Origin of the sequence: Burkholderia sp. MSMB1826 (assembly GCF_001526325.1) — a bacterium.
GTDB lineage: Bacteria > Pseudomonadota > Gammaproteobacteria > Burkholderiales > Burkholderiaceae > Burkholderia.
Genome location: NZ_LOYN01000022.1, coordinates 75,498 through 100,462 on the forward strand (window position 1 = coordinate 75,498; position 24,965 = coordinate 100,462).

Here is a 24,965-nt window from a genome sequence, read left to right on the forward strand (position 1 = left end):
GCTCGCGACAATGGGACCCATCGGAGGCGCGCCGCGCATCGCCGCGCGTCTCCGGCACCCCGTCCCCTTGATCGGAGCCCGCCATGAAGAACGTCCTGCGATTCGCCGCCGCGACCGCTGCAGCCGCGCTGCTGTCCCCCGCCTTTGCCCAGACCGACGCGTCGGCGCCCGCACCGGGCCTCACGCGCGCGGAAGTCGTCGACCAGCTCAAGCAGGCCTATCTCGACGGCGAACTGCCGACGAACGACGGCAACTACCCGCCGGACGCCGCGACCCGCGCGCGCAATCGCGAACTCGTGCAGGCCGCGAACCCCGCGTGGCTGGCCCATGTGCCGCCCGCGCCCCAGGCAACGTCGCAGCAGTGACCGGCGCCGCCGCCGCGCGCGATCGGGTCGTGATCAGGGCAGGAAGCTGCGGCGCCGCGCGTCGATCAGTTCGACGAGCAACCGGTCGCGCTCCGCCGCCAGTTCCTGCATCGAGCGCTCGCCCTGGATCGCGCGCAGCGCGTCGTTCAGCTTGCGATCGACTTCCGGATCGAACGAAGGCGTGCCGAGGTCGTCCCACCAGCTCGTGATCGGCCCCGACAGGTGCTCGAGGAAGTGCGCGATCCCGCCCGCGCCGCCGCCGAGGTGATAGGTCAGGCACTGGCCCATCAGCCCCCAGCGCAGGCCGGGGCCCCACGCGACGGCCTTGTCCGCATCGGCGACGCTCACGACGCCTTCGCCGACGAGGTGATACACCTCGCGAAACAGCGCGGCCGCGAGCCGATTCGCGACGTGGCCGGTCATCTCCTTGTTCAGGACGATCGTCTGCTTGCCGAGCCCGTCGTAGAAACGCTTCACGCGTCCGATCACGTCCTGGCCGGTCGCATCGCCGCCGACCAGCTCGACGAGCGGAATCAGGTGCGGCGGATTGAACGGATGCGCGATCAGGCAGCGTTCCGGATGCTTCGCGCACGCGGTCTGGATCTCGGACATCTTCAGGCCCGACGAGCTCGACGCGATCGGCACGTGCGCGGGCAGCACGCCGTCCATCTGGCGATAGAGCGCGCGCTTCAGGTCGAGTCGCTCGGGGCCGCTCTCCTGCACGAAGTCGACGCCGTCCAGCGCACGCACGAGATCGGCGTCGAACGACAGCCGCGCGGCAAGCTCCGCGGCCCGCTCGCCGAGAAACGCGGCCAGCGCGTCGCGCAGCCGCGCATCGGCCTGCGGGGCCGGGTCGGTCGCGACGACGTCGAAGCCCTGCGTCAGGTAGAAAGCGGCCCAGCTCGCGCCGATCACGCCGGCACCGACGATTGCGATACGTCGAATGTCCATGGTTGTCCCGTGTGGTTGGTCTGCGGATATGCCGCGCCGATTGTCGCATCGAATCCCGCGCGCTCGCATCGACGCAGATTGCGCAATCCCTCTTGAAATGCGCGACGGCGGCCACTAATTAAGCGTCGTCGGGCAGTGCCTCATGCAACGCACCGCCCCCGTATCGATCCAGTGGAGCCACCCGTCGCGCCCGCCGCAGGCGCCGCGCCGTCACGTCTCCCGCGTTCCCTGTTCAGGAGGACCAACATGAGCGGTATCCATTTCGGCAACGACCTGTTCGACGAATTCGCCCGCGTGCAGCGGCAGATGGCGAGCCTGCTCGGCGAGCGCCCGTCCGGCATCCGCGCGGTGCGCCCCGGCGCCTTTCCCGCACTCAACGTCGGCGCCACCGACGATGCGATCGAGATCGTCGCATTCGCGCCCGGCATGGCCGCGGCCGATTTCGACGTATCGATCGACAAGGATCTGCTGACGATCAGCGGCGAGCGCAAGCCGGCGCCGCGCACCGAAGGCGACGACGTGCGCACGTATGCGCAGGAGCGCTTTCACGGCGCGTTCCGCCGCGTGGTCGAACTGCCGCGCGACGCGGACCCCGACCAGGTCAGCGCCCGCTACGAAAACGGCTGCCTGCTGATTCGCGTCGGCCGGCGCGAAGCATCGAAGCCGCGCGCGATCACCATTCAGTAAACCTTCAGGATACCGACATGAACACGAATCCGACCCTGGCCGAACGCCACCCGGGCACCGTTCACGCTGCCGCCGCCGAAGCCGCCCGCCGGCCCGCGATCACCCCGTCCGTCGACATCATCGAGGGTTCGCGCGGCGTCACGCTGCGCGCCGACCTGCCCGGCGTGCCGCGCGAGAACCTCGACGTGAAGGTGCACGACAATACGCTGACGATCGAAGCCGCCACGCACATCGACACGCCGGCCGAGCTGCGCGTACGGCACGCGGAAGTGCGGGCGACGCGCTATGCGCGGTCCTTCGTGCTGAGCGCCGATCTCGACACGTCGCGGATCGACGCGAACCTGCGCGACGGCGTGCTGACGCTGACGATTCCGCGCCGCGAGGAAACGCGCCCGCGCCGCATCGACGTGACGGCCGGCAATGCGTAAAGGTCGATGCGCGTCCTGACACGACACGCGTGAAAAAGCCCCGCACCGGCGCGATGCCGGGCGGGGCTTTGTTGCATCGAGCCGCGCGCATTCGGGCGCGCGGACGGCAGATTCAATCGAAATCGAACAGGTCGAACACCGACTTCTTGCGACGCCGGCCGTCGTGCCGGTATCGCTCGTCGTGCGAGCGGCCGTCGCGCCCCCAGCCGTCGTCGCGGCCGTGCTGCGCGTACGCATCGCGTTGCGCCGGCGTGTCGCGGCGAGCCGGCGCGTCATCGGTTTCGCGGGCGATCAGCTTGTCGAGTTCGCCGCGATCGAGCCACACGCCGCGGCAGGTCGGACAGTAGTCGATCTCGATCGACTGGCGCTCGGCCATCAGCAGGTCGGGCGTCTTGCAGACAGGGCATTTCATCGCATTTCTCCTTTCCGTTCGAATTTCATTCGGAATCCGTATGAGGTGAAAGAGCCGGCCGCTGCGGCGGCCGGCGTCACGCGTGCCGCGTCAGTCGCGCGCCACGTGCGCCGCCCGCTTCGCCTTCGCGCGCCGCGCCAGCATGTTCATGCCCTCGACGAACGCCGAGAACGCCATCGCCGCATAGATGTACCCCTTCGGCACGTGCGAACCGAATCCTTCGGCGATCAGCGTCATGCCGATCACGACCAGGAACGACAGCGCCAGCATCACGATCGTCGGGTTGCGGTCGATGAAGCGTGCGAGCGGCTGCGCGGCGAACAGCATCACGGCCACGGCGACGATCACGGCGACGAACATGATCGGGACGTGCTCGGTCATGCCGATCGCGGTCACGATGCTGTCGATCGAGAACACGATGTCGAGCATCACGATCTGTCCGATCGCGGCCCACACCGTCAGGCCGGCCGCACCGACGGCCCCGCCCGCGCCGTTACCGTCGTGCGACACGTGGTGATGGATCTCGGTGGTCGCCTTCCACACGAGGAACAGGCCGCCCGACAGCAGGATCATGTCGCGCCACGAGAACGCATGGTCGAACAGCGTGAACACGGGTTCGGTGAGGCTCGCGATCCACGCGACGCTGCCGAGCAACGCGAGGCGCATCACCAGCGCGAGCGCGATGCCGAGACGCTGCGTCCGCGCGCGCTGCGCCTCGGGCAGCTTGTTGCTGAGGATCGAGATGAAGATCAGGTTGTCGATGCCGAGCACGACTTCCATCACGACGAGTGTGAGGAGCGCGGCCCAGACGGCGGGATCGGCGGCAAGCGTCAGCAGGTAGTCCATGGAATGGGCCGATACGAAAGTGGAAAGCCCGATGATATGCCGCCCCACACTTCGGAAAAATCAGAGAGAATCTGACCTTAGGTTCGGTTTTTACGATATATCCTGCTCCGATGCTGAATTTTCGACATCTGTACTATTTCTGGGTCGTCGTGAAGGAAGGCGGCTTCGCGCGTGCGGCCGCCCGACTGGACATGGCCGTGCAGACGATCAGCGCACAGGTGCGAGAGCTGGAGAAATCGCTCGGGCACCAGTTGCTGCGGCCGGCCGGGCGCGGCGTCGCGATGACCGACGCGGGGCAAGCCGCCTTCGCGCGCGCGGAGGTCATCTTCGAGATGGGCCGGCTGATTCCCGACGACGTACGCGCGGCGGCCAGCCAGCCGACCGTGCGGCTCGCGGTCGGCCTCGCGGACGGCATCTCCAAGCTCGCCGCGCACGCGATCCTGGCCCCGGTGCTCGACACGCCCACGCTGCGGCTGCTGTGCCACGAGGGCGAGCACGACGCGCTGCTCGCGGAACTCGCGCTGCATCATCTGGATCTCGTGCTGGCCGGTCAAGGCGCGCCGTCCGGGTCGAACCTGCGCGTGACGAGCGAGCGCCTCGTCGCGTCGCCGGTCGACTGGTACGGGCCCGCGGCGCTCGTCACGCCGAGCGCACGGCAGCGCTTTCCGCAGTGCCTGGCCGGCCTGCCGATGCTGCTGCCGACCGCGCATTCGGCATTGCGCGCGCGTCTCGACCGGTGGCTGGAAAGCGAGCGGATCGTGCCGCGGGTGGCCGGAGAGTTCGAGGACAGCGCGCTGATGGCCGTGTTCGCGGCGCGCGGCCTCGGCGTGTTTCCGCTGAGCGAACTCGGCGCGAACGATGCGTCGCTGTTGCGCGGGCTCAGGCGGCTCGGCCGGGCGGGCGACGTGACCGAGGAAATCCACGCGATCCGCTCGCGGCGCGGCGAACATCATCCGCTGACGTCGCGCTTGCTGGCCGCGGCGCACGGCGCGCCGGCCGTCTGAAGCGAGCGCGACATCAAACGAAACTATAATGTCGCCCCGGCCACACGAGACGTGTGTGCACGCCCATCCGGGCACCACCCTTGCGCCGCCTCTCGCCGAGCCTTCTGAAAGACGCCATGCACAACCGATTTCGCCTGTTTTCCGTTTCGTGCGCGCTCGCGGCCGCGACCGTGCTGGCGGCATGCTCGTCGCCGCCCAAGCCGATCTACCAGCAGGAACAGTTCGACGCGACCAGCAGCCCGTATGCGCATACGTTCCACTCGAAATCCGACGCGGCCTGCGAGGCCGCGCGGCGCGCGCTGCTGAGCCAGGGCTACGTGGTGTCGTCGTCGCGCAACGATGCCGTCGACGGCAGCAAGAATTTCCAGCCGAGCAACGACATGCACGTCGTGATCGAGTTTCACGTCGTGTGCGCGGATGCGAATGCGGACGGCTCGTCGAGCATCGCGTACGTGAACGCGGTGCAGGACCGCTATACGCTGAAGAAGTCGAATACGTCGGCCAGCGTCGGCCTCAGCGTGTTCGGCTCGCTGTCGCTGCCGATCGGGTCGAGCGACGATGCGCTCGTCAAGACCGCGAGCGAGACGATTCCCGCCGGCGTGTTCTATGAGCGCTTCTTCAATCTCGTCGACCATTTCCTGAAGATCGATCCGGCGCGCCGCGACCGTGCGACCGTAAAGGCTGCCGAGAAGGAGCCCGTCGCGCCGCTGCCCGAGCCCGCGCCGACGCCGCAGGGCGAGCCGATGAAGATGACGACGCCGGTCGTACCGACGCCGCCCGCCGCGCCGGTGCCGCTTTCGGCGCCGGGCATCGCGCCGGGGTCGGGTGCGAATGCCGTGCCGTCGGCGGCATCGGCCGTCGCGGCGCCTGCAACGCGCGCTGCCGCGCCGGCGGCGGCGTCCGGGTCGGTGCCGGCTTCGGGCGCCGCGCCCGCAGCGGCGTCCGCGCCTGCGCCGGCTTCGGCGGCCGGTCCGGCGCCTGCGTCGGCTCCCGCATCAGCGCCTGCTCCCGCATCGGCGCCTGTGCCGGCTTCCGGGCCGGCAACCGCGCCGGCCCCTTCGTCGACCTCAGGTTCGACGGCCGCACCGGCTTCCGCGCCCGCGTCTGCTTCGGGTCCGGCAGCAGGGCCGAGCGCCGCCGCTCCGTCGTCGGTCGCGCCCGCGCCTTCGGCGGCAGCATCGGCACCCGCATCTGCATCGGCATCGGCGCCGTCGAGCGCATCGCCTGCGCCGGCTGCCGCCGATCCGGTCGCATCGTCCGCGCCGTCCGGCGCGAGCGCGCCAACCGCGCACTGATCGCCCTCCCGTATCGTCGCGCCCGGGCGAATGCACCGTAGCGCGACGGTACGCCTCCCTTCCGCGTCATTCCCCGAAACCCGTTCATGCCCATGCGGCCGTACGCCCGCCGCGCATGGCCGCGCGGGATTGAAGGGATGACGGCGAGGCAACGCCGACGCATCGCCGCTGGCCGCACGCGGCCCAAGCCCGCAGTTCACCGCACGCGACGATCGCACGCGGCCTGCCGTCTCTCGACTGCGCTGTCTGCCCGCGCCCTCGCCTACCGCAACGTCGCGCGCAGCGTCTGCAAATGCTCGACGGTCGTGGTCACGCCGCCGCAGACGATCACCGCAATGTCCGCTGCCGACGCGAGCACCGGCACCGGCCGCTCCAGCGCGGCCAGCGCAGCGCCGCACGCAGGCTCGACGACGATCCTGTGTTCGTCGAGAAACCGCAGCGACGCAGCCACCGCGTCGGCATCGGACACGACGACCGGATGGATCGCGTGGCGTGTCGCCCATTCGACTGCCGCGTCGCACGGCCGCTTCGCGCCGAGCGTCGTCGCGATGCTCGCGATGGCCGCCAGTTCGACCGGACGCCCCTGCGCGAGCGAGCGCGCGTAGCAGTCGGCGCCTTCCGTCTCGGCCGCGACGACCGGCACGTCGTGCCAGCCGTTGCGCGTCAGCCCTTCGAGCACGCCGCACAGCAGACCGCCGCCGCCGACCGCGAGCACGACCGCGTCGGGCTTCGGGCCTACCGCCGCCATCTCGTCGATCATCGTCGCGTGCCCCTGCCACAGGATGCGGTCGTCGAACGGATGCACGAACGCGTCGTGCTCGCCGAGCGCCGACTGCGCGAACGCGTTCGCCTCCGCCCAGCTCGCGCCGTGCACCACGAGTTCCGCGCCTTCGACGCGGATCAGCTCGCGCGCCCGGGCCGACGTGCTTTCCGGCACGACGACGCGCACCGGCACGCCCAGCTCGCGGCCGCAATACGCGACCGCGATGCCCGCGTTGCCGCCCGACGACGACACGAACCGCCGGGCCCCGTCCGCCTGGCGCGCTTCGCAGACGGCGCCGATGCCGCGCAGCTTGAACGAGCCTGACGGCTGCAGCGCATCGAGCTTCAGCCGGATGGCCTTGCCGAGCCGACGGGACGCGATGGGCGAGCGGATATAAGGAGTCGGGATATGAAGCGGCATGGGACGGGACGCAATGAGGACGGAGGAAAACGCACGCGACGCGCGACGAAGCGAATGCGGCAACGACGGTGGTCATCGTACGGCCCGCTCGTCATGCTTTCCAATACCATCGAATGGCGTTTGCTATGCTTGGCAGGCATATCCACTCACCGGACCGGACACCGCATGCGCCAGATCGAACTGCGTCACCTGCGCTACTTTGTCGCCGTCGCCCAGGCCGGCAGCGTGATGGCCGGCGCCCGCGCGGCCGGCATCGTGCAGCCGGCGCTGTCGCGGCAGATCCGCGAGCTCGAGGACGCGATCGGCACGCCGCTGCTGATTCGCCGCGCGACGGGCGTCACGCTCACGGCGGCCGGTACGAGCTTCCTGCACGACGCGACCGGTCTGCTCGCGATGCTGCAGGACAGCCGCGAGCGCGCGTTGCGCAGTGCGGCCGGCCAGCTCGGCGAACTGCGGCTCGGCGCGCTGCCGAACTGCCTGCCGTTGCCGGTCGTCGCGAACGTCCTGAAGGCGTTTCGCGACGCGTGCCCGGACGTGAAACTGTCGATCGCGCCGATGCTGTCGGCCGAACAGGCGAACGCGCTGATGCGCGGCCAGCTTGACGCCGGGATCATGGCGTGGCGTCGCGAGGAAGCGCCGCACCTGACGGGCGTACGGCTGTTGAGCGATCGCTTCGTGCTGGCGATGCCCGCGCCGCCGGGCGGCCGCTTCGTCGCGCCGCGCACGCTGGCCGACGTCGCGAACGAGCCGTTCGTCTGGTTCGATGCGCAGCGCTCCGCCGCGCACCACCGGTTCCTGATGACCCAGTGCCAGCAGGCCGGCTTCACGCCGCGCATCGCGCAGGTCGGCAGCGACATCCCGACGCTGATCGGTCTCGTCGCGGCCGGGATGGGCTGCGCGTTCGTGCCGCAAAGCGCGTCGCCGACCTGCCCGCGCACGGTCCGGCTCGTCGCGCTCGACGAACTCGCGAGCCGCTTCGACATCGAGTTCGTGTTCGACGGCGCGGCGGCGGCGCCGTCGCCGGTCGTCGCGCGTTTCCTGGCGGCGGTCCGCGAGGCGGCCGGCGAATCGAGCTGAACGAAGGCGGATGCATCGGCGCGCGATCGGACGACGCACGTTGCCACGCCGACGAACGGGAGGCCCATTTCCGCGATCCCGGCGTTTCTGCGGTTTTCGTGGACTAAACGACACCATCGCGTCATCGAAAAAACTTTCAGGACGCCGACAGGCAACGCCACGACCCCGCAATTTTCAAATTGACACCAAAAACAGTCGTTTAACGCCGATTCGAATCGTCATGGCCCGAAATATACTGCGCGCGCATCCAACCCCTCGTGCCAAAGAGAGGATGCGTTTCCGCCCCGGCCACGGTCCCCCTGTGGTCGGGGCTTTTTTGCCGTCGAGCCCGGCGGTGAAAGGCTTTCCGGCTATTGCGCGACGTCGGCCATCGGCGCTCGCCTTCCCCCCGAAGCTCCGCGCCCGAGTCACGCCATGCACGTTGCCCGCACGCTGCATTGTTGACATGAAATCAAGATAATTTCGCCCGGATGCGGCTTTTTCCGCAAAAGTCATGCTGGCACACTTCACGCTGTCCTCGACGGCCTCGCGCCGTCGTTCCCCGCTTACAGGAGCTCACCGCGTGAACCCCACGACTTCCTCCCCGTCCCGCGGCGGCGCCGCACTGCCGCTGCTCGCACTCGCCGCCGGCGCGTTCGGCATCGGCACGACCGAGTTCTCGCCGATGGGCCTGCTGCCCGTGATCGCCGACGGCGTGCACGTGTCGATACCGCAAGCCGGCATGCTGATCAGCGCGTATGCGATCGGCGTGATGGTCGGCGCGCCGCTGATGACGCTGCTGCTCGCGCGCTGGTCGCGCCGCGCCGCGCTGATCGCGCTGATGTCGATCTTCACGATCGGCAACCTGCTGTCGGCCGTCGCACCGGACTACACGACGCTGCTGCTCGCGCGGCTCGTGACGAGTCTCAACCACGGCGCGTTCTTCGGGCTCGGCTCGGTGGTCGCGGCGAGCCTCGTGCCGCGCGACAAGCAGGCCAGCGCGGTCGCGACGATGTTCATGGGCCTGACGATTGCAAACGTCGGCGGCGTGCCGGCCGCGACCTGGCTCGGCCACCTCATCGGCTGGCGCATGTCGTTCGCGGCGACCGCCGGCCTCGGCGTGATCGCGATCGCCGGCCTGTTCGCCGCGCTGCCGAAGGGCGAAGCCGGCACGATGCCCGACCTGCGCGCCGAACTCTCCGTGCTGACGCGGCCCGTCGTGCTCGGCGCGCTCGCGACGACGGTGCTCGGCGCCGGCGCGATGTTCACGCTCTATACGTACGTCGCACCGACGCTCGAACACCTGACGGGCGCGACGCCCGGCTTCGTGACCGCGATGCTCGTGCTGATCGGCGTCGGCTTCTCGATCGGCAACGTCGCGGGCGGCCGGCTGGCCGACCGCTCGCTCGACGGCACGCTGATCGGCTTCCTGGTGCTGCTGATCGCGACGATGGCGGCGTTCCCGCTGCTCGCCGCCACGCATGCGGGCGCCGGCGTCACGCTGCTGGTCTGGGGAATCGCGACGTTCGCGGTCGTGCCGCCGCTGCAGATGCGCGTGATGCGCGCGGCCCATGAAGCGCCGGGCCTCGCGTCGGCCGTCAACATCGGCGCGTTCAACCTCGGCAACGCGGTGGGCGCCGCCGCCGGCGGTGTGGCGATCTCGGCCGGGTTCGGCTACGCGGCGGTGCCGCTCGTCGGCGCGCTGATCGCCGCCGCCGGACTCGCGCTCGTCATGCTGCAGGTCACGCAGCGCCGCCGCACGCCGGCCGCCGCGAATTCGTGAGCGCGGGCGCCCAAACCGCCTGCCCCCTTCCGCACGCATTTTCGCGGCCGCGCCATTGAACCGACCCATGAAGCCGGACGGTTGACGTCCAGGCGGTTCAATGAAAAACACCCCGAAGGCTGGATCTAGTCCACCTTTCGGGGTGCGGTTCACATGCGGCCGTTTTCATTTTCGACGGACGGTCCGATTCCGCCGGCCCGGTCAGCGCCCCGTGGCAAACCCGCCGAAGAACGCGCGCGCGTTCGCATCGAGACTCTCGAGGTGATAGCCACCCTCCTGCACGATCACCGTCGGCAATCCGAGCGCGCCGATCGCGCCGCCCAGTCGCCCGAACCCGTCGGTCGTGACCGCGACCTGCGATTGCGGATCGTCCTTGTAGATGTCGAAGCCGAGTGCGAGCACCAGCGCATCGGGCTGAAACCGCGCGAGCGCGCGCAGCGCGTCGTCGAGCCGCTCGAAGAACGCCGACTCCGGCGCGCCGTGCGGCATCGGCAGGTTGACGTTGAAGCCGGCGCCGGCGCCCGCCCCCGTCTCTTCCTCGTAGCCCGCGACGACCGGGTAGAAGTTGGTCGGGTCGCCGTGAATCGATACGTACAGCACATCGTCGCGGCCGTAGAAAATCTCCTGCACACCCTGCCCGTGATGCATGTCGGTATCGAGAATCGCGACGCGGCGATGGCGGCCGAGCAGCGCCTGCGCGGCGATCGCCGCGTTGTTCAGGTAGCAGAAGCCGCCGGCCGCGTCGCGGCGCGCATGATGACCGGGCGGCCGGCACAGCGCGTAGGCCTCGCGTGCGCCGTCGTTGACGTCGGCGGCCGCGGCCAGCGCGTCCTGCGCCGACCAGTACGCCGAGCGCCACGTATTCGCGCCCACCGGGCAACTGCCGTCGGCGAGATAGCGCGCGGCTTTCGCGAGCACGCCGCGCAGCGGGTTCGGATCGCGCACGAACACGTTCGACATCACTTCGTCGCCCCAGTCGTCGGGCATCCGCTTCCAGTCGCGGTGCGCGTCCTCGAGAAAGCGCAGGTAGTTCATGTCGTGCACGGCAGCAATCGGCGCGGCGCCGCGGTCGGCCGGCTCGCGCACGTCGAAGTCGAGCGAGCGGACGGCCGCGACGAGCCGCGCCGCGCGCTCGGGCACTTCCTGCGGCTCGCGCATCTGCCCGCGCGACAGGTAGCTGCGCGGATGGTGCAGCAGCTGTTCGGGATGGAAATAGGTTTTCATGAAGGTCCTCGTCGATTCGCCGTATCAGGCGCCGTGCGTCACGGCCGGCGCGTCGACGCGCGTCGCGATGCCCGCGCGCGCCAGCACCGCATGGAGCAGCACGTTCGTGCCGCGCGTCACGTCGTCAGGCAACGCGTCCTCGGCTTCGTTGTGCGACAGCCCGTCGACGCACGGAATGAACACCATCGCGGTCGGGCAGCGGCGCGCGAGCAGGATCGCGTCGTGGCCGGCGCCGCTCACGATCCGCTCGTGCGTGTAGCCGAATGCGGCCGCCGCCTGCGCGACCAGCCCGACGCAATCGCGGTCGAACGGCGTCGCCGGGCTGCGCCAGCAGGTATCGATCGCCACCTGCACGCCGCGCACGGCGGCGACGCGCGCGCATGCGTCGCGCAGGTCGCGCTCCATCGCATCGACTTCGGCATCGTCGTGATGACGCAGGTCGACCGTGAACGTCAGGTCGCCGGCAATCGTGTTGCGCGATGCGTTGCGAATCCCGACCTGCCCGATCGTCGCGAGCCCGCGCGGCGCGTAGGCGGCGACGATCCGTTCGAGCTCGAGCGCAATCTGCGCGCTCGCGAAATACGCATCCTTGCGATACGGCATCGGCGTCGTGCCCGCGTGCGCAGCCACGCCCGTCACCGTCACGTCGAGCCAGCGGATCGCCTGCCCGCCCGTGACGACGCCGATCGTCGTGCCGTTCGCCTCGAGCACCGGCCCCTGTTCGATGTGCGCCTCGAAATACGCGTCGACCGCGCCGCCCGTTGCGCGCGTGCCGCGATAGCCGCACGCGTCGAGCGCCGCGCCGAGCGTGACGCCGTCGGCGTCCTGCGTCGCGAGCGCGTCGTCGAGCGGCAACGCGCCCGTGAACACGGCCGAACCGAGCATCGCCGGCGCGAAGCGCGCGCCTTCCTCGTTGGTCCACGACACGATCTCGAGCGGCTTGTCGGTCGCGATGCCCGCGTCGTTCAGCGTGCGCACGAGTTCGAGCGCGGCGAGCACACCGTAGACGCCGTCGAAGCGGCCGCCTTCGGGCTGCGTGTCGAGATGGCTGCCGATCAGCACCGGCGCGGCGTGCGCATCGGCGCCGTCGCGCCGGGCGAACAGGTTGCCGACGGCATCGACGCTCACCGCCAGCCCCGCGTCGCGGCACCATTGCGCGAACAGATCGCGTCCGCGCCGGTCGTCATCGGTGAGCGCGACGCGCCGCACGCCGCCGCGCGGTGTCGCGCCGACGCGCGCCATGTCGGCCAGGCTGCGCCACAAGCGGGCGCCGTCGATTTCCAGCAGGTCGTTCATAAGCATTCCCGATCGATTCGTTCGTTGAGGTTCAATGCGAGCCGAGCGCTTCGGCGGCGGCCGGCCGCGCGGCGCGGCGCGCATCGAGCGCGACGATGCAGAGCAGCGAAATGCCGGCGAGACACGTGTAGAACACCGCGAGCGGCCACCACTGGCCCGTGAAGCGATGCGCGAGCCACGTGCCGACGAGCGGCGTCAGGCCGCCCGCGATCGCGCCGCAAATCTGGTAAGCGAGCGAGATCGCCGAATAACGCACGTGCGCGGGAAACACCTCGCTGACGAAACCCGCGATCACCGAGTAGAAGCCGGCCATGCAGACGACGGCGAGCGCGATGCCCGCGACCAGCGAAGCGGACGTGCCGCCCTGCACGAGCATGAACATCGGATACGGCGACAGCATCGCGAGCAGTGCCGCGAGTTTCAGGAAGCGCGCCCCGCCGATGCGCTCGGCGATCCATGCGGCGAGCGGCTGTGCGAAGAACTGGATGATCGCGACCGCGAACAGGCTGTCGAGGATCAGCGAGCGCGATACGCCGACGTACTGGGTCGTGTACGCGATCATGAACGTGTTCGTGAAATAGACGCCCGCGATGCCGATCGTGTTCGCGCCGATGCAGAGCAGCACGAGCCCCGCCGCGGAACGGAACACTTCCGCGACCGGCAGCTTCACCGTGCGGTTGGCTTCCTTGACCCGCGCGAATTCCGGCGACTCGTTCACGCCGAGCCGGATCAGGATGCCGACCACGAGCAGCACCGAACTCGCGAGAAACGGCAGGCGCCAGCCCCATGCGAGGAAATCGGCCTTGTCCATCGACGTGACCGCGCGGAACGCGATCAGCGACAGGATCAGCCCGGCCGGGCTGCCGAGCTGCGCGAACGATGCGAAGAACGTGCGGCGCCCCTGCGGCGCATGCTCGCCCGCCATCAGCACCGCGCCGCCCCATTCGCCGCCGACCGCGATCCCCTGCACGATGCGCAGCGCGACGAGCAGCACCGGCGCGAGGATGCCGACCTTCGAATAAGCGGGCAGCAGCCCGACGCAGACGGTCGCGACGCCCATCATCATCAGCGTCGTCATCAACGCCTTCTTGCGGCCGATGCGGTCGCCGAGATGGCCGAAGATCACGCCGCCGAGCGGACGCGCGAAGAAGCCGACCGCGAACGTCGCGAACGACGCCATCGTGCTGACGAACGGATCGTGCGACGGGAAATAGAGTTCGCCGAACACGAGCGCGGCAGCGGTCGCGTAGATGTAGAAGTCGTACCACTCGATCATCGTGCCGATGAACGCGGCCGTCGCGGCGCGTCCCGGCTGGCGGGCGGAAGGAAGGGACTGGGTCATGCGGGCTCCTGACGCACGCCGCGGCGGGGCGACGCGCAATATCGTGACGACGGCCGTCTGTCGCGGCCTCGCGCCGCACGCTGCGGCGCCCCTCCTTTATCGGCGACCGCAAATCATTAGTCAAATTTCAAGTTATTATTCGCGATATAAATCGAACTAATGACCGCTCCGGAGACTCGATGCGCCCCGATCTCGCCCCGTTCCTGAACGACCGCCTCGACTGGAACCTGCTGCGCACCTATCTGGTGATCATGCAGGAGCGCAGCGTGAGCCGCGCGGCCGCCCGCCTGCACGTCACGCAGCCGGCCGTCAGCCAGGCGCTGCGGCGGCTCGAGGAAACGCTCGAGCGCCGGCTGATCGAGCGGCGCGGCGCGCACTTCGCGCCGACGCCGGCCGGCGAAGCCGTGTACCGGATCGCGAGCGACATCTACGGCGGCATCTCGCGCCTCGAGACCGAAATCGACGACAGCACGGCCGACCTGACCGGCTCGATCCGACTGCTGACGGTGAGCCGCATCGAGTCGCCCGTCTACGACGAGTTCCTCGCGGATTTCCATCGCGCGTATCCGCGTATCGATCTGCAGATCGAAGTGATGCGCTCGTCGGACATCCTGTCGTCGCTGCTGCAGAAAACGGCCACGGCCGGGCTCGGCCTGTGCCGCACGCCGCACGACAAGCTGGAGATGCGCTGCTTCCTGCGCCAGCGCTACGCGATCTACTGCGGCCGCCATCACCGGCTGTTCGGGCAGACGCAGTTGCGGATGGACGACCTGCTCGCGGAGAATTTCGTGTCGTTCACGAGCGACCAGATCGGCGACAGCCTGTCGCCGCTCACCGTGTTCCGCGACCAGAGAGGCTTCACGGGGCGCATCGTCGCGTCGTCGCCGAGCCTCGAGGAAGTGCGGCGGCTGATCTTCGCGGGCTACGGGATCGGTTGCCTGCCCGAGCACATCGTGCGCGACGACATCGCGCAACAGCGGCTGTGGCGGCTACCGCCCGACGACGGGCTCGTCGATGTCGACGTGTTCCTGCTGTGGCATCGCGACCGCAAGATGAATGCGGCCGAGCACGCGTTTCTCGACGCAATGGAGCGCTGCATTCAGCGCTACTCGCTCGCGGAGCGGCTCGGGAAATGACGGCGCGCATGCGGCCGGAACTCGCGCCGGGCGCCCAAGGCCCCGGCGCGGCGCGCGTTAAAAGCGATGCACGATACCGAGTTGCACGCCGCGCGCATTCGCGCCCGGGTACGCGAGCGGCAGGCCGGGATTCGCCGCACCGGCGAGCGTGTAGCCGGCCTGGTTGCGGTTGCGCAGGTAAGACAGCGCACCGTAGAAGCTCGTGCGCTTCGACAGATCGTACTCATACATCAGCCCGAGCTGATCCGCATTGTTGCCTTGCGACGACTGGTCGTGCAGATACGCGTAACCGAGCGCGACGTAGCTGGCAGGGTTGAACTGGTATTTGACCGACAACCCGTACACGCGCGAATCGATCCCGAGGTCGGCCCACTTCACTGCGGAAAAACCGCCGTACACGGTCGCCTTGCCGATCGCGTAAGACGCACCGGCCATGAGCGTGCGATCGGTCGTAGTCGCCGCGGCGTTCTTCAACCACTGGCCCGCGACGAACGCGCCGAACGGGCCGTGTTCGTAGGTCAGGTCGAACTGCTGGCTGGAACCGGCCGAGCGTACGCCGCCCGCGTCGCCGAATCCGAAATACAGCCCGCCCTGGAAACCCGCGATCTCCGGGCTCTGGTACGACAGCGTGTTGCTCGTGCGGAACGCGAACACGGTCAGGTTGTCCATGCCGGACGCCTGCGTGACGCCGCCGAACGCATCCTGCCCGCCCTGGTCGTTGAATAGCGGCGAATTCTGCCGGCCCGCGCGCACCTTGCCCCACTGTCCCGCGATGCCGACCCACGCCTGCCGGTTGAACATGCTGCCGGCGCTCGCGAGCGAGCCGTCGTTCGGATTGAAGCCGTTTTCCAGCGCGAACTCGATCTTCTGGCCGCCGCCGATATCCTCGCCGCCCTTCAATCCGAATCGACTGCCCCACTGGCCGCCCGAGTTGATCGCGGCCGTATAGCCGTTGCCCGTATTCACGTACTGCGCGAATTCGTCGATCACGCCGTACAGCGTGACGCCGTCCTGCGCGCGCGCAGCGCCCGAACCGGCGACGCAGGCGATCGCCACCGCGACACGAACACCGGCGTGCACCGGCTGCGCGCGGCCATCGATGCCGCGCACTTCATTATGCTTAGTCATACTATTCAATTGACAGAGGTTGAAACGATGCCTGGCGCGGCATGAATGCCGCACCGCCATCGCTGGATACGGGATTGTGTCGACAGCGCCCGGCGCAGGCTGCGCCCGGCTTCGCGCTCAGGCCGGCGGCTTGCCGGCCCGATGCACGAGACGTGTCGTCAGTGGTGGACTTCGCCGCGTTCGAGCGGCAGGATCAGTCGCTCGGGAATGCTGCGTCGCGACGCGCGGGCGCCGACGTAATACAGCACGGCCGGCACGACGAGACCGAGGATCCACGAGATGTCGGTGCCGCCGAGCGCATCGACGAGCGGCCCCGTGTAGATGTGCGTCGACATGAACGGCAACTGCACCAGGATGCCGATCACGTAGATCGCGATGGCCATCGCGTTCCAGCGGCCGTAGCGGCCATCCGGATCGGACAGCGCCGGCACGTCGTAGCGCGACCGCGTGAAGCAGTAGTAGTCGACCAGGTTGATCGCGCTCCACGGCGTGAAGAACGCGAGCAGGAACAGGATGAACGCGGTGAATTCCTTCAGGAACGAATGACGGCCCGCGAGCGCGATCAGCGTCGACACGCAGATCATCCCGAAGATGTAGACGAGGCGGCTCTTCGACGATACCGCGCCCTTGCCGCGAAAACCGCTGACGATCGTGGCCATCGACATGAAGCTGCCGTACGCGTTGAGCGCCGTGACCGTCACCTTGCCGAACGCGATGCTGAGATACAGCAGCGCGGCCACGGCGCCCGTCGAGCCCAGGCCGACGATGTACGACACTTCATGGTGCGCGAACTGGCTGCCGGCGAGCGCGGCCGCGAACACGCCGAACACCATCGCCGCCTGTGCGCCGATCACCGAGCCGAGGCCGACCGCGAGAAACGTCGCGACCGACGACGTCGAGCGCGGCAGATAGCGCGAATAGTCGGCCACGTACGGGCCGAACGCGATCTGCCACGACGCGGACAGCGACATCGCGAGCAGGAAACTCGGCAGCGAGAAATGCCGGTTCGCGAGCAGCGCGCCGATGTCGTGGTTCGCGAACAGTTGCGCGAACATGTAGACGAACGCGACGATGCCGACCACGCTCGCGATCCGGCCGACGAAATGGATCGCGCGATAGCCGAACACGGTCAGCACCACGATCACGGCCGCGAACAGCAGGATGCCGGCCGCATCGTCGACGTGCAGCAGTTGCGCGACGGCCTGCCCGGCCAGCACCGAGCCGCTCGCGGAAAAGCCGATGTACATCAGGCACACCAGCACGATCGGGATCATCGCGCCGTACACGCCGAACTGCACGCGGCTCGAGATCATCTGCGGCAGACCGAGCTGCGGCCCCTGCGCACCGTGCAGCGCCATCACCGCGCCGCCGACGAGCTGGCCGAGCAGCAGCGCGACCAGCGACCAGAACACGTCGCCGCCGAGCACGACCGCGAGCGCGCCCGTGACGATGGCCGTGATCTGCATGTTGGCCGACAGCCACAGCGTGAACTGGCTCAGCACGCCGCCGTGGCGCTCGGCGTCGGGAATGAAGTCGATCGAGCGAACCTCGATCAGTCCGCCGGCTTTTCCACTGGAATTCGTTGACACGGGTCAATCTCCAAAATACTCAGGATCACATATGGTTTGAACGAGACGGGAAGCTGCGAGCCGCCCTTTCGGCTCGTCGAATGCGGGGCGCCGTGGATCGCCGGCATGCGCCACGCACGCAGGGTCTGCCCGCTGGCGCGCAAGCGGCACGACGCGTGCCGACATTGCCAGCGGATGATCTTGTATATACAACTTGCGAGATATCGGTGATTACCCGGTGTCCGGGAATTTTCGAAATCGTCCGAGGAAAGCGCGATGTCCGGCCTGCCGAGGCGACGGTTGCAGATAGAAAAATGAAAGCTGGAGGTTCGCGCGGCGACGCCGCGGCTTGCGGTGCCGACGAGCATCGGCAGGCTGCCGTTCGCCCCCGCCGGCCCGGTACGTCGCCGGTGTCTCGCGCGCGCCGTTTCAGGCGAGCCGGTCCGAGGCAATGACATGCATGCCCGGGCGCGCATCGAGCGCGGCATCGAGCAGCGCGCGGGCAATGCGCGGCGCGGGATTCACGCGCCACTTCAGCGGCAACAGCGGGCGGGCGGCAGTCAGCGCAAGCACCAGCATCCGTTCGCCGAACCTGAACTCGTCGCGGCTGCCGCCGATCAGGCCCGGTCGCACGTACGTGAGCGAATCGAACCCGACGCCGGCGAGCGCCTGTTCGACCTCGCCCTTCACGCGGTTGTAGAAGATGCGCGATGCGGCGTCCGCGCCCAGTGCGGAATTCAGCACGTAGGTCGGCGTGCCGTGCCGATGCGCGAGACGCGCGACCGCGAGCGGATAGTCGTGATCGACGCGGCGGAATGCGGCCTGCGAGCCGGCGGCCCGCATCGTGGTGCCGAGCGTGCAGATCACCGCGTCGGCCCGCCACCAGTCGGCCGCCTCCGGCAGTCGATCGAAGTCGACCTCCAGCGCGCGCATCTTCGGATGCGGCGACAACGGCCGGCGCGCGAGCACGACGACCTGGTCCACCCGCGCGTCGGCGAGCGCGACTTCGAGGACGTGGCGCCCGACGAGCCCGGTCGCGCCGATGAGCAACAGTTTCATGTCCGGTCGTTCCGTGAGGCGCCTGCGTGCGCCAATCGTCGGAAAATGCCGCGTGCGCGCGGCGTTTCTCCATGCCGCACCGCGGCGAACCCGCCGGTGCGCGGCCGATGAATCAGGCGGGATAGCGACACGATGAACGGTTCGCGTGGGACGGTCAACCGCGGCGGCCGCCCCGCCCGCGCCCCGCTATGAACCGAGCGCCGCCTGCCGCGACACGCTCGGCGCCACGCCCGTCCAGCGCTTGTACGCCTGCGAGAACGACGAGATGTCGCTGAACCCCAGTTCGTCCGCGATTTCCTTGATCGACAGTCGCCCTTCGGCAATCAGCGTCTGCGCCCGCGCCTTGCGCACCGCATTCGAGATGTCGCGGAAACACGCACCCTCGTCCCGCAGCCGACGCTTGAGCGTGCGCTCGCTCGTGTTCAGCAGCGTCGCGATGTCCTTCAGCTGCGGCGGCCGGTCGAACGGCCGCGTGGACAGGTATTCGTTCAGGAACGACACGAGGTCGACCCGCGTGCGCCGGCGCGCGATCAGCTCCGCGCACATGCGCTCGCACATCGCGGCCGTCGCGGCATTGGCCTGCGGCAACGGCCGTTCGAGGTGCGCATGCTCGAACGTGATCGCATTAGCTGGCCGCCGGTACCGGACCGGCGTGCCGAGCACGTGCCGGCCGCCGGGTTCGGCGTCGTACGCGAGGTCGAACGTGGCGAGCGTGAACGCGCTGCCGATCGCGTCGCGCAGCACGCGGCACGCGGCGCCCATCGCGCGCTCGACGAAGAAGCGCTGCAGCGGCGCGGACAACTCCGGCGCCGCGTCGAACACGATCGTGCCGTGCCGCCCCGCGCGACGGTACGTCATCCCGACGAATGTATAGGTCAGAGCCAGATACCGGCCCGCGAGCGCGACCGCATCCATCCCGGTCGCGCTGCTCAGCAGCCCGTATCCGAGCAATCCGTAGGCGGAAAGCTGGTACGACAGGCCGACCGTCAAGCCCACGCCCGGCTCGTCGCCGGCCAGCGCGAGCAGGTTCGACGCGACGGCCCGTTCCTGCGCGGCCAGCACCGTGAAATCCGGATCGGCGAGTTGCTTCAGCGTGAGCTGCGAGCCCTTCAGCAGCGCGGCCGGCGCGATCCCGCGGTCGCGCCCGAACGCGATCATCAGCAGGACGGAAGCCGGGCTGCGGACAAAGTTCCAGACGTTCATCGGGCGCCTCGTGACGTGTGTTGGCCTCGATTCTAAAGCGGTTGGCCCGCGCCAGCATGGGCGAGCGCCGCGTGCCGCGCGATGATGGCTCCATCGCAACCGCCCTTTCACTCGACCGACCGGAGTCCGATGCCATGTCCAGGACCTATGCAGATCAGCCCGTCTGGCGCGCCATGCAGGCGTTCCTGCCGCCCGACTTCCAGTGGGCGGCCGATCGCCACCCCGACGAGCAATGGTGGCGCTGGAGAGGCCATCGCCTCCATCTCGATACGTATCGCAATCCCCGCGCGCAGGTGAAGGCGATCCTGTTCCATGGCGTCGGCACGAACGGACGGCAGATGTCGATGATCGTCGGCGAGCAACTGGCACGCCGCGGCTACGAGACGATCGCGGTCGACATGCCCGAATACGGGATGACCGAAGTGGCGCGCGGCGCGCTGGTGCGCTACGACGACTGGGTGCGCGCCGGCAGCGACCTGATCGACGCGGAGCGCGCGAAGGACGATCGGCCGATCGTGCTGTACGGGTTGAGCGCGGGCGGCATGCTGACGTACCACGTCGCCGCGCTGAACGGGAAAGTCGACGGCATCGTCGGCATGACCTTTCTCGACCAGCGCCTGCAGCAGGTGCGCGACGAAACCGCGCGCAATCTGTTCATGAGCCGCGTCGGCGGCCCGATGACGCACTTCGCCGCGAAGACGCCGCTGCGCGCCATGCGCATCCCGATGTCGCTCGCGAGCAAGATGCACGCGCTCGTGAACCGCGACGATGCGCTGAAGGTATGGATGTCCGACCGGACCTCGGCCGGCAACGCGATGACGATGGCGTTCCTCGATTCCTACATGTCGTACCGGCCGGTGGTCGAGCCGGAGGATTTCTCCGTGTGCCCGATCCTGCTCACGCAACCGGCCGCGGACCGCTGGACGCCGCTGCATCTGAGCGAGCCGTTCCTCGCGCGGGTTCGCCACGTGCCGGTCAAGGTCGAGATGCTGGAGAACGCCGGTCACTATCCGCTCGAGCAGCCGGGATTGTCGCAGATGGTCGAAGCGATCGACGCGTTCTATCGTGACGTGACGACGCGGCACGCCGGTCCGGGCGCGCTCGCCTGACACCCGGCGCATACGCGGCCAGCCGTTTCGGAGCGGTTCCGGCACGGCGGTCGGCCGTGCATGCCCGACGCACGCCGACGCACACCGACGCAAGCCGATGTGCGCGGCGCTGCGGCGCATGCGTCCGGCGAACGCGTCACACGTGCAGCGCGTGCCCGAGCGCGCGCAGCGCCGCTTCCTGAAGCGCCTCGCCGAGCGTCGGATGCGCGTGAATCGTGCCGCCGATGTCTTCGAGCCGCGCCCCCATCTCCAGCGACTGCGAGAACGCCGCGGCCAACTCCGACACCCCGCGCCCGACCGCCTGCCAGCCGACGATCACGTGATCGTCGCGCCGCGCGACGACGCGCACGAACCCGTCGGTCGCCTGCAACGTCATCGCGCGCCCGTTCGCCGCGAACGGGAACGATGCGCTCTGGCAGTCGACGCCGGCCGCGTGCGCGTCGTCCGGCGACCAGCCGGCCGTCACGATCTCGGGATCGGTGAAGCACACGGCCGGAATCGACGCGGGCGTGAACCGGCGACGCCGGCCGGCGATCAACTCGGCCACCATCTCGCCTTGCGCCATCGCGCGATGCGCGAGCATCGGTTCGCCCGCGACGTCGCCGATCGCCCACACGTTGCGCATCGAGGTCCGGCACGCGTCGTCGATCCGCAACGCGCGCCCGTTGCGATCGAGCATCAGCGACTCGAGCCCGAACCCGTCGACGCGCGGCCGCCGGCCGACGGCAACCAGCACGCGATCGGCCGGCAGCGTGTGCTCGGCGCCGTCGGCCGCCTGCACGCGCACCGCGCCGTGCGCGTCCAGCCCGAGCACCGTGTGGCCGAGCCGCAGCCGCACGCCGAGGCGCGCGAGCGAATCGGCAACCGGCCGCACGAGTTCGGCATCGTACGCAGGCAGCACGCGCTCGGCCGCTTCGACGACGCTGACGTCGACGCCGAGCTTGCGATAGACGATCCCGAGTTCGAGCCCGATATAGCCGGCCCCGACGACGACCAGCCGCTTCGGCAGCGTCGCGGGCGACAGCGCCTCGGTGGACGACACGACATGCCCGCCGAACGGCATCGACGGCAGTTCGACCGGCTCGGACCCGGTCGCGAGCAGCAGGTGTTCGCAACCGATCCGCACCGCATGGCCGCCGCCGACGACTTCGACGGTCTTGCCGTCGATCACGCGCGCTTCGCCGTGCAGCACGCGCACGCCGTTCTTCTTGAGCAGCGCGCCGACGCCGCGCGTCAGCCGATCGACGATGCCGTCCTTCCATGCGACGCTTTTCGCGATGTCGATCTCGGGCGTGCGCACGCGGATCCCGAGCGCGCCCTCGCCGGCATGACCGCACGCCTGTTCGAACGCGTCGGCCACGTGGATCAACGCCTTCGACGGAATGCAGCCGATGTTCAGGCAGGTGCCGCCGAGCCGGTCGCGTTCGACGAGTATCGTCGGAATGCCGAGCTGGCCGGCGCGGATCGCGGCGACGTAGCCGCCCGGGCCGCCGCCGACGACGAGCAGTGTGGTGTGTTCGTTCTTCATCGGCTCACTCCACGAACAGCAGCGCCGGGCGTTCGAGCACCGCACGCACGGCCTGGATGAATTCGGCCGCGTCCGCGCCGTCGACGACGCGATGGTCGAACGACGACGACAGGTTCATCATCTTGCGCGCGACGACCGCGCCGTCGCGGATCATCGGCCGCTCGACGATCCGGTTCACGCCGACGATGCCGACTTCCGGATGATTGATCACCGGCGTCGACACGATGCCGCCGAGCGCGCCGAGGCTCGAGATCGTGATCGTCGACCCGCTCAGCTCGTCGCGCTGCGCGCGGTTCGCGCGCACCGCATCGGCGAGCCGCGCGATTTCCGCCGAGATCGACCACACGTCGCGCGCTTCCGCATGCCGCAGCACGGGCACCGTGAGGCCGCCGTCCGTCTGCGTCGCGACGCCCATGTGCACCGCGCCGTAGCGCGTGACGACGCCCGCTTCGTCGTCGAAACGCGCGTTGATCTGCGGGAAGTCGCGCAACGCGATCACCATCGCGCGGATCAGCAGCGGCAGCGGCGTGAGCTTGCCGCGCGTGTCGCCGTGGCGGCGGTTCAGTTCCGTACGCAACGATTCGAGCTCGGTGACGTCGATCTCCTCGACATAGCTGAAATGCGGGATACGGCGCTTCGCCTCCTGCATCTTGCGCGCGATCGCCCGCCGCAAGCCGATCACCGGCACTTCGGTTTCGTCGTGGCGTTCGTCGTAGCCGCGCGGTTGCGATCCGTGCGCCGGGCTGCCGCCGGTGCGCGCATACGCGTCGAGATCCGCATGCAGGATCCGCCCGGCTTCGCCGGTGCCGCGCACGTAGCGCAGCTCGATGCCCATGTCCCACGCGCGCTGACGCACGGCCGGCGACGCGAGCGGCCGTTCGCCGGGCGCGAGCGCCGCGCGCGGCGGCGCAACCGGTTCGTCGCGGTGCGGTTTCGTCGGTGCGCGCGGCGCCGCGGGCTGCGCCGGCGGCTCGGCCGGCGCGTCGGCCGCCGGCTTCGACGGCGCCGCCGCCGAGACCGGTGCGGTTTCCACCTTCGTTTCCCGCACCGGCGCCGCGGCCTTCAGGTTGCCGTCGCCTTCGACTTCCAGCCGTATCAGCTCGCTGCCGACCGCCATCATCTCGCCGATCCGGCCGCCGAGCTCGATCACCTTGCCCGCCACCGGCGACGGAATCTCGACCGCCGCCTTGTCGGTCATCACGTCGGCGAGCGGCTGGTCTTCCTTGATCGTCTGCCCGACTTCCACATGCCAGGCCACCAGCTCGACCTCGGCGATCCCTTCGCCGATATCCGGCATCTTGATGACATGAATCCCCATCTCACGCCTCCATCACGCGTCGCAACGCTTCACCGACCCGGGCCGGGCCCGGAAAGTACGCCCACTCCTGCGCATGCGGATACGGCGTGTCCCAGCCGGTCGTGCGCTCGACCGGCGCTTCGAGGTGGTAGAAGCAGTGCTCCTGGACCAACGCCACGAGCTCCGCGCCGTAGCCGCAGGTGCGCGTCGCCTCGTGCACCACGACGCAACGCCCGGTCTTGCGCACCGACGCGACGACCGTGTCGAGATCGAGCGGCCACAGCGTGCGCAGGTCGATCACTTCCGCGTCGATGCCCGTCTCCTCGGCCGCGGCGAGCGACACGTGCACCGTCGTGCCGTACGTCAGCACCGTCACGTCGTTGCCGGGCCGCACGACGGCGGCCGTATCGAGCGGCACCGTGTAGTAGCCTTCGGGCACCGCGCTCGCCGGATGCTTGAGCCACGACGTGACGGGCCGTTCGTGATGGCCGTCGAACGGGCCGTTGTACAGCCGTTTCGGTTCGAGGAAGATCACCGGATCGTCGTTCTCGATCGACGCGATCAGCAACCCTTTCGCGTCGTACGGATTCGACGGCATCACCGTGCGCAGCCCGCACACCTGCGTGAACATCGCCTCCGGGCTCTGGCTGTGCGTCTGCCCGCCGTAGATGCCGCCGCCGCACGGCATCCGGATCGTCATCGGCGCGGTGAACTGGCCGGCCGAGCGGTAGCGCAGCCGCGCGCCTTCCGACACGATCTGGTCGGACGCCGGATAGAAATAGTCGGCGAACTGGATCTCGCAGACCGGGCGCAACCCGTACGCGCCCATCCCGACCGCCGCGCCGACGATCCCGCCTTCCGAGATCGGCGCATCGAACACGCGCGACTTTCCGTATTTGTTCTGCAGTCCTTCGGTACAGCGGAACACGCCGCCGAAGTAGCCGACGTCCTGCCCGAACACGACCACGTCGCCGTCGCGCCCGAGCATCACGTCCATTGCGGAGCGCAGCGCCTGGATCATCGTCATCGGCTGCGTCGCCGTCCCTGCCTCGTGTTGCGCCATGG

Annotated in this window: 24 protein-coding genes; 9 read left to right on the forward strand and 15 right to left on the reverse strand. The window is 69.1% G+C overall.

Annotated features, from left to right (window positions below; translation table 11 throughout):
* Positions 1–83 precede the first annotated feature (83 nt).
* Positions 84–365 (forward strand): DUF4148 domain-containing protein, encoded by a 282-nt coding sequence (locus WS95_RS12590; RefSeq protein WP_059824099.1) that lies wholly within the window; start codon positions 84–86, stop codon positions 363–365.
* A 33-nt stretch (positions 366–398) separates the two neighbouring features.
* On the opposite strand, the gene WS95_RS12595 is transcribed toward WS95_RS12590, so the two are convergent.
* Positions 399–1,316: a 3-hydroxyacyl-CoA dehydrogenase NAD-binding domain-containing protein gene (locus WS95_RS12595; RefSeq protein ID WP_059824101.1), complete on the reverse strand. Its 918-nt coding sequence runs from the start codon at positions 1,314–1,316 to the stop codon at positions 399–401.
* A 246-nt stretch (positions 1,317–1,562) separates the two neighbouring features.
* Between WS95_RS12595 and WS95_RS12600 the strand changes: the two genes are divergently transcribed.
* Positions 1,563–2,003, forward strand: coding sequence for an Hsp20/alpha crystallin family protein (locus WS95_RS12600; protein WP_034206926.1), 441 nt, complete (start codon positions 1,563–1,565; stop codon positions 2,001–2,003).
* Positions 2,004–2,020: 17 nt separating this feature from the next.
* Positions 2,021–2,431: an Hsp20/alpha crystallin family protein gene (locus WS95_RS12605; RefSeq protein WP_059824103.1), complete on the forward strand. Its 411-nt coding sequence runs from the start codon at positions 2,021–2,023 to the stop codon at positions 2,429–2,431.
* Positions 2,432–2,543: 112 nt separating this feature from the next.
* Here the strand turns inward: WS95_RS12605 and WS95_RS12610 are convergent, their stop codons facing one another.
* Positions 2,544–2,843, reverse strand: coding sequence for a TFIIB-type zinc ribbon-containing protein (locus tag WS95_RS12610; protein WP_059782609.1), 300 nt, complete (start codon positions 2,841–2,843; stop codon positions 2,544–2,546).
* A 90-nt stretch (positions 2,844–2,933) separates the two neighbouring features.
* Positions 2,934–3,689: a TerC family protein gene (locus tag WS95_RS12615; protein ID WP_034206923.1), complete on the reverse strand. Its 756-nt coding sequence runs from the start codon at positions 3,687–3,689 to the stop codon at positions 2,934–2,936.
* Between the two features lie 110 nt (positions 3,690–3,799).
* On the opposite strand from WS95_RS12615, the gene WS95_RS12620 reads away from it, so the two are divergent.
* On the forward strand, positions 3,800–4,693 hold the full coding sequence (locus WS95_RS12620; RefSeq protein ID WP_059824105.1) for a LysR family transcriptional regulator: 894 nt from the start codon (positions 3,800–3,802) through the stop codon (positions 4,691–4,693).
* Positions 4,694–4,809: 116 nt separating this feature from the next.
* Positions 4,810–5,988: a DUF2242 domain-containing protein gene (locus WS95_RS12625; RefSeq protein WP_059824107.1), complete on the forward strand. Its 1,179-nt coding sequence runs from the start codon at positions 4,810–4,812 to the stop codon at positions 5,986–5,988.
* 262 nt (positions 5,989–6,250) lie between these two features.
* Here WS95_RS12625 and WS95_RS12630 read toward each other — a convergent pair whose 3' ends face one another.
* Positions 6,251–7,171: a pyridoxal-phosphate dependent enzyme gene (locus WS95_RS12630; RefSeq protein WP_059824109.1), complete on the reverse strand. Its 921-nt coding sequence runs from the start codon at positions 7,169–7,171 to the stop codon at positions 6,251–6,253.
* 165 nt (positions 7,172–7,336) lie between these two features.
* Between WS95_RS12630 and WS95_RS12635 the strand changes: the two genes are divergently transcribed.
* Positions 7,337–8,248 carry a LysR family transcriptional regulator gene (locus WS95_RS12635; RefSeq protein ID WP_059824111.1) on the forward strand — a complete coding sequence of 304 codons (912 nt, stop codon included), beginning with the start codon at positions 7,337–7,339 and terminating at the stop codon, positions 8,246–8,248.
* 562 nt (positions 8,249–8,810) lie between these two features.
* Complete coding sequence (locus tag WS95_RS12640) at positions 8,811–10,010, forward strand: MFS transporter (RefSeq protein WP_059824113.1); 1,200 nt, start codon at positions 8,811–8,813, stop codon at positions 10,008–10,010.
* Between the two features lie 201 nt (positions 10,011–10,211).
* Here the strand turns inward: WS95_RS12640 and WS95_RS12645 are convergent, their stop codons facing one another.
* The 3 genes from WS95_RS12645 to WS95_RS12655 are packed head-to-tail and all read right to left on the reverse strand — an operon-like array spanning position 10,212 to position 13,872.
* Positions 10,212–11,234, reverse strand: a complete 1,023-nt coding sequence (locus WS95_RS12645) for a histone deacetylase family protein (RefSeq protein ID WP_059824115.1) — start codon at positions 11,232–11,234, stop codon at positions 10,212–10,214.
* A gap of 24 nt (positions 11,235–11,258) precedes the next feature.
* Positions 11,259–12,530 (reverse strand): Zn-dependent hydrolase, encoded by a 1,272-nt coding sequence (locus WS95_RS12650; RefSeq protein WP_059782598.1) that lies wholly within the window; start codon positions 12,528–12,530, stop codon positions 11,259–11,261.
* Between the two features lie 31 nt (positions 12,531–12,561).
* Positions 12,562–13,872, reverse strand: a complete 1,311-nt coding sequence (locus WS95_RS12655; protein ID WP_059824116.1) for an MFS transporter — start codon at positions 13,870–13,872, stop codon at positions 12,562–12,564.
* Positions 13,873–14,051: 179 nt separating this feature from the next.
* On the opposite strand from WS95_RS12655, the gene WS95_RS12660 reads away from it, so the two are divergent.
* Positions 14,052–15,008, forward strand: coding sequence for a LysR family transcriptional regulator (locus WS95_RS12660; RefSeq protein WP_059824118.1), 957 nt, complete (start codon positions 14,052–14,054; stop codon positions 15,006–15,008).
* A 57-nt stretch (positions 15,009–15,065) separates the two neighbouring features.
* Here the strand turns inward: WS95_RS12660 and WS95_RS12665 are convergent, their stop codons facing one another.
* The 5 genes from WS95_RS12665 to WS95_RS12680 form a co-directional block, all read right to left on the reverse strand.
* Positions 15,066–16,136, reverse strand: a complete 1,071-nt coding sequence (locus WS95_RS12665) for a porin (RefSeq protein ID WP_059824120.1) — start codon at positions 16,134–16,136, stop codon at positions 15,066–15,068.
* 158 nt (positions 16,137–16,294) lie between these two features.
* Positions 16,295–17,725 (reverse strand): purine-cytosine permease family protein, encoded by a 1,431-nt coding sequence (locus WS95_RS12670; RefSeq protein ID WP_034206909.1) that lies wholly within the window; start codon positions 17,723–17,725, stop codon positions 16,295–16,297.
* Complete coding sequence (locus tag WS95_RS33260) at positions 17,689–18,072, reverse strand: hypothetical protein (protein WP_230624907.1); 384 nt, start codon at positions 18,070–18,072, stop codon at positions 17,689–17,691. Before WS95_RS33260 ends, WS95_RS12670 begins: the two co-directional genes overlap by 37 nt.
* A gap of 61 nt (positions 18,073–18,133) precedes the next feature.
* Positions 18,134–18,763 carry an NAD(P)H-binding protein gene (locus tag WS95_RS12675; RefSeq protein WP_059824121.1) on the reverse strand — a complete coding sequence of 210 codons (630 nt, stop codon included), beginning with the start codon at positions 18,761–18,763 and terminating at the stop codon, positions 18,134–18,136.
* A 186-nt stretch (positions 18,764–18,949) separates the two neighbouring features.
* Positions 18,950–19,966 carry an AraC family transcriptional regulator gene (locus WS95_RS12680; RefSeq protein WP_059824123.1) on the reverse strand — a complete coding sequence of 339 codons (1,017 nt, stop codon included), beginning with the start codon at positions 19,964–19,966 and terminating at the stop codon, positions 18,950–18,952.
* A 134-nt stretch (positions 19,967–20,100) separates the two neighbouring features.
* Between WS95_RS12680 and WS95_RS12685 the strand changes: the two genes are divergently transcribed.
* The gene (locus tag WS95_RS12685; protein ID WP_059824125.1) at positions 20,101–21,075 is read left to right on the forward strand and encodes an alpha/beta hydrolase; all 975 of its coding nucleotides are present in this window, start codon (positions 20,101–20,103) and stop codon (positions 21,073–21,075) included.
* Positions 21,076–21,211: 136 nt separating this feature from the next.
* Here WS95_RS12685 and lpdA read toward each other — a convergent pair whose 3' ends face one another.
* From lpdA to WS95_RS12700, 3 genes are read right to left on the reverse strand one after another with little or no spacing between them, the layout of a single operon-like run.
* Complete coding sequence (lpdA, locus tag WS95_RS12690; RefSeq protein ID WP_059824127.1) at positions 21,212–22,603, reverse strand: dihydrolipoyl dehydrogenase; 1,392 nt, start codon at positions 22,601–22,603, stop codon at positions 21,212–21,214.
* Between the two features lie 4 nt (positions 22,604–22,607).
* Entirely contained in the window at positions 22,608–23,921 is a 1,314-nt protein-coding gene (locus tag WS95_RS12695) for a dihydrolipoamide acetyltransferase family protein (RefSeq protein WP_059824128.1), read from the reverse strand.
* 1 nt (position 23,922) lies between these two features.
* A complete protein-coding gene (locus tag WS95_RS12700) occupies positions 23,923–24,963 on the reverse strand; it encodes an alpha-ketoacid dehydrogenase subunit beta (protein ID WP_059824130.1) in 1,041 nt (346 codons plus the stop codon).
* Between the last annotated feature and the right edge of the window lie 2 nt (positions 24,964–24,965).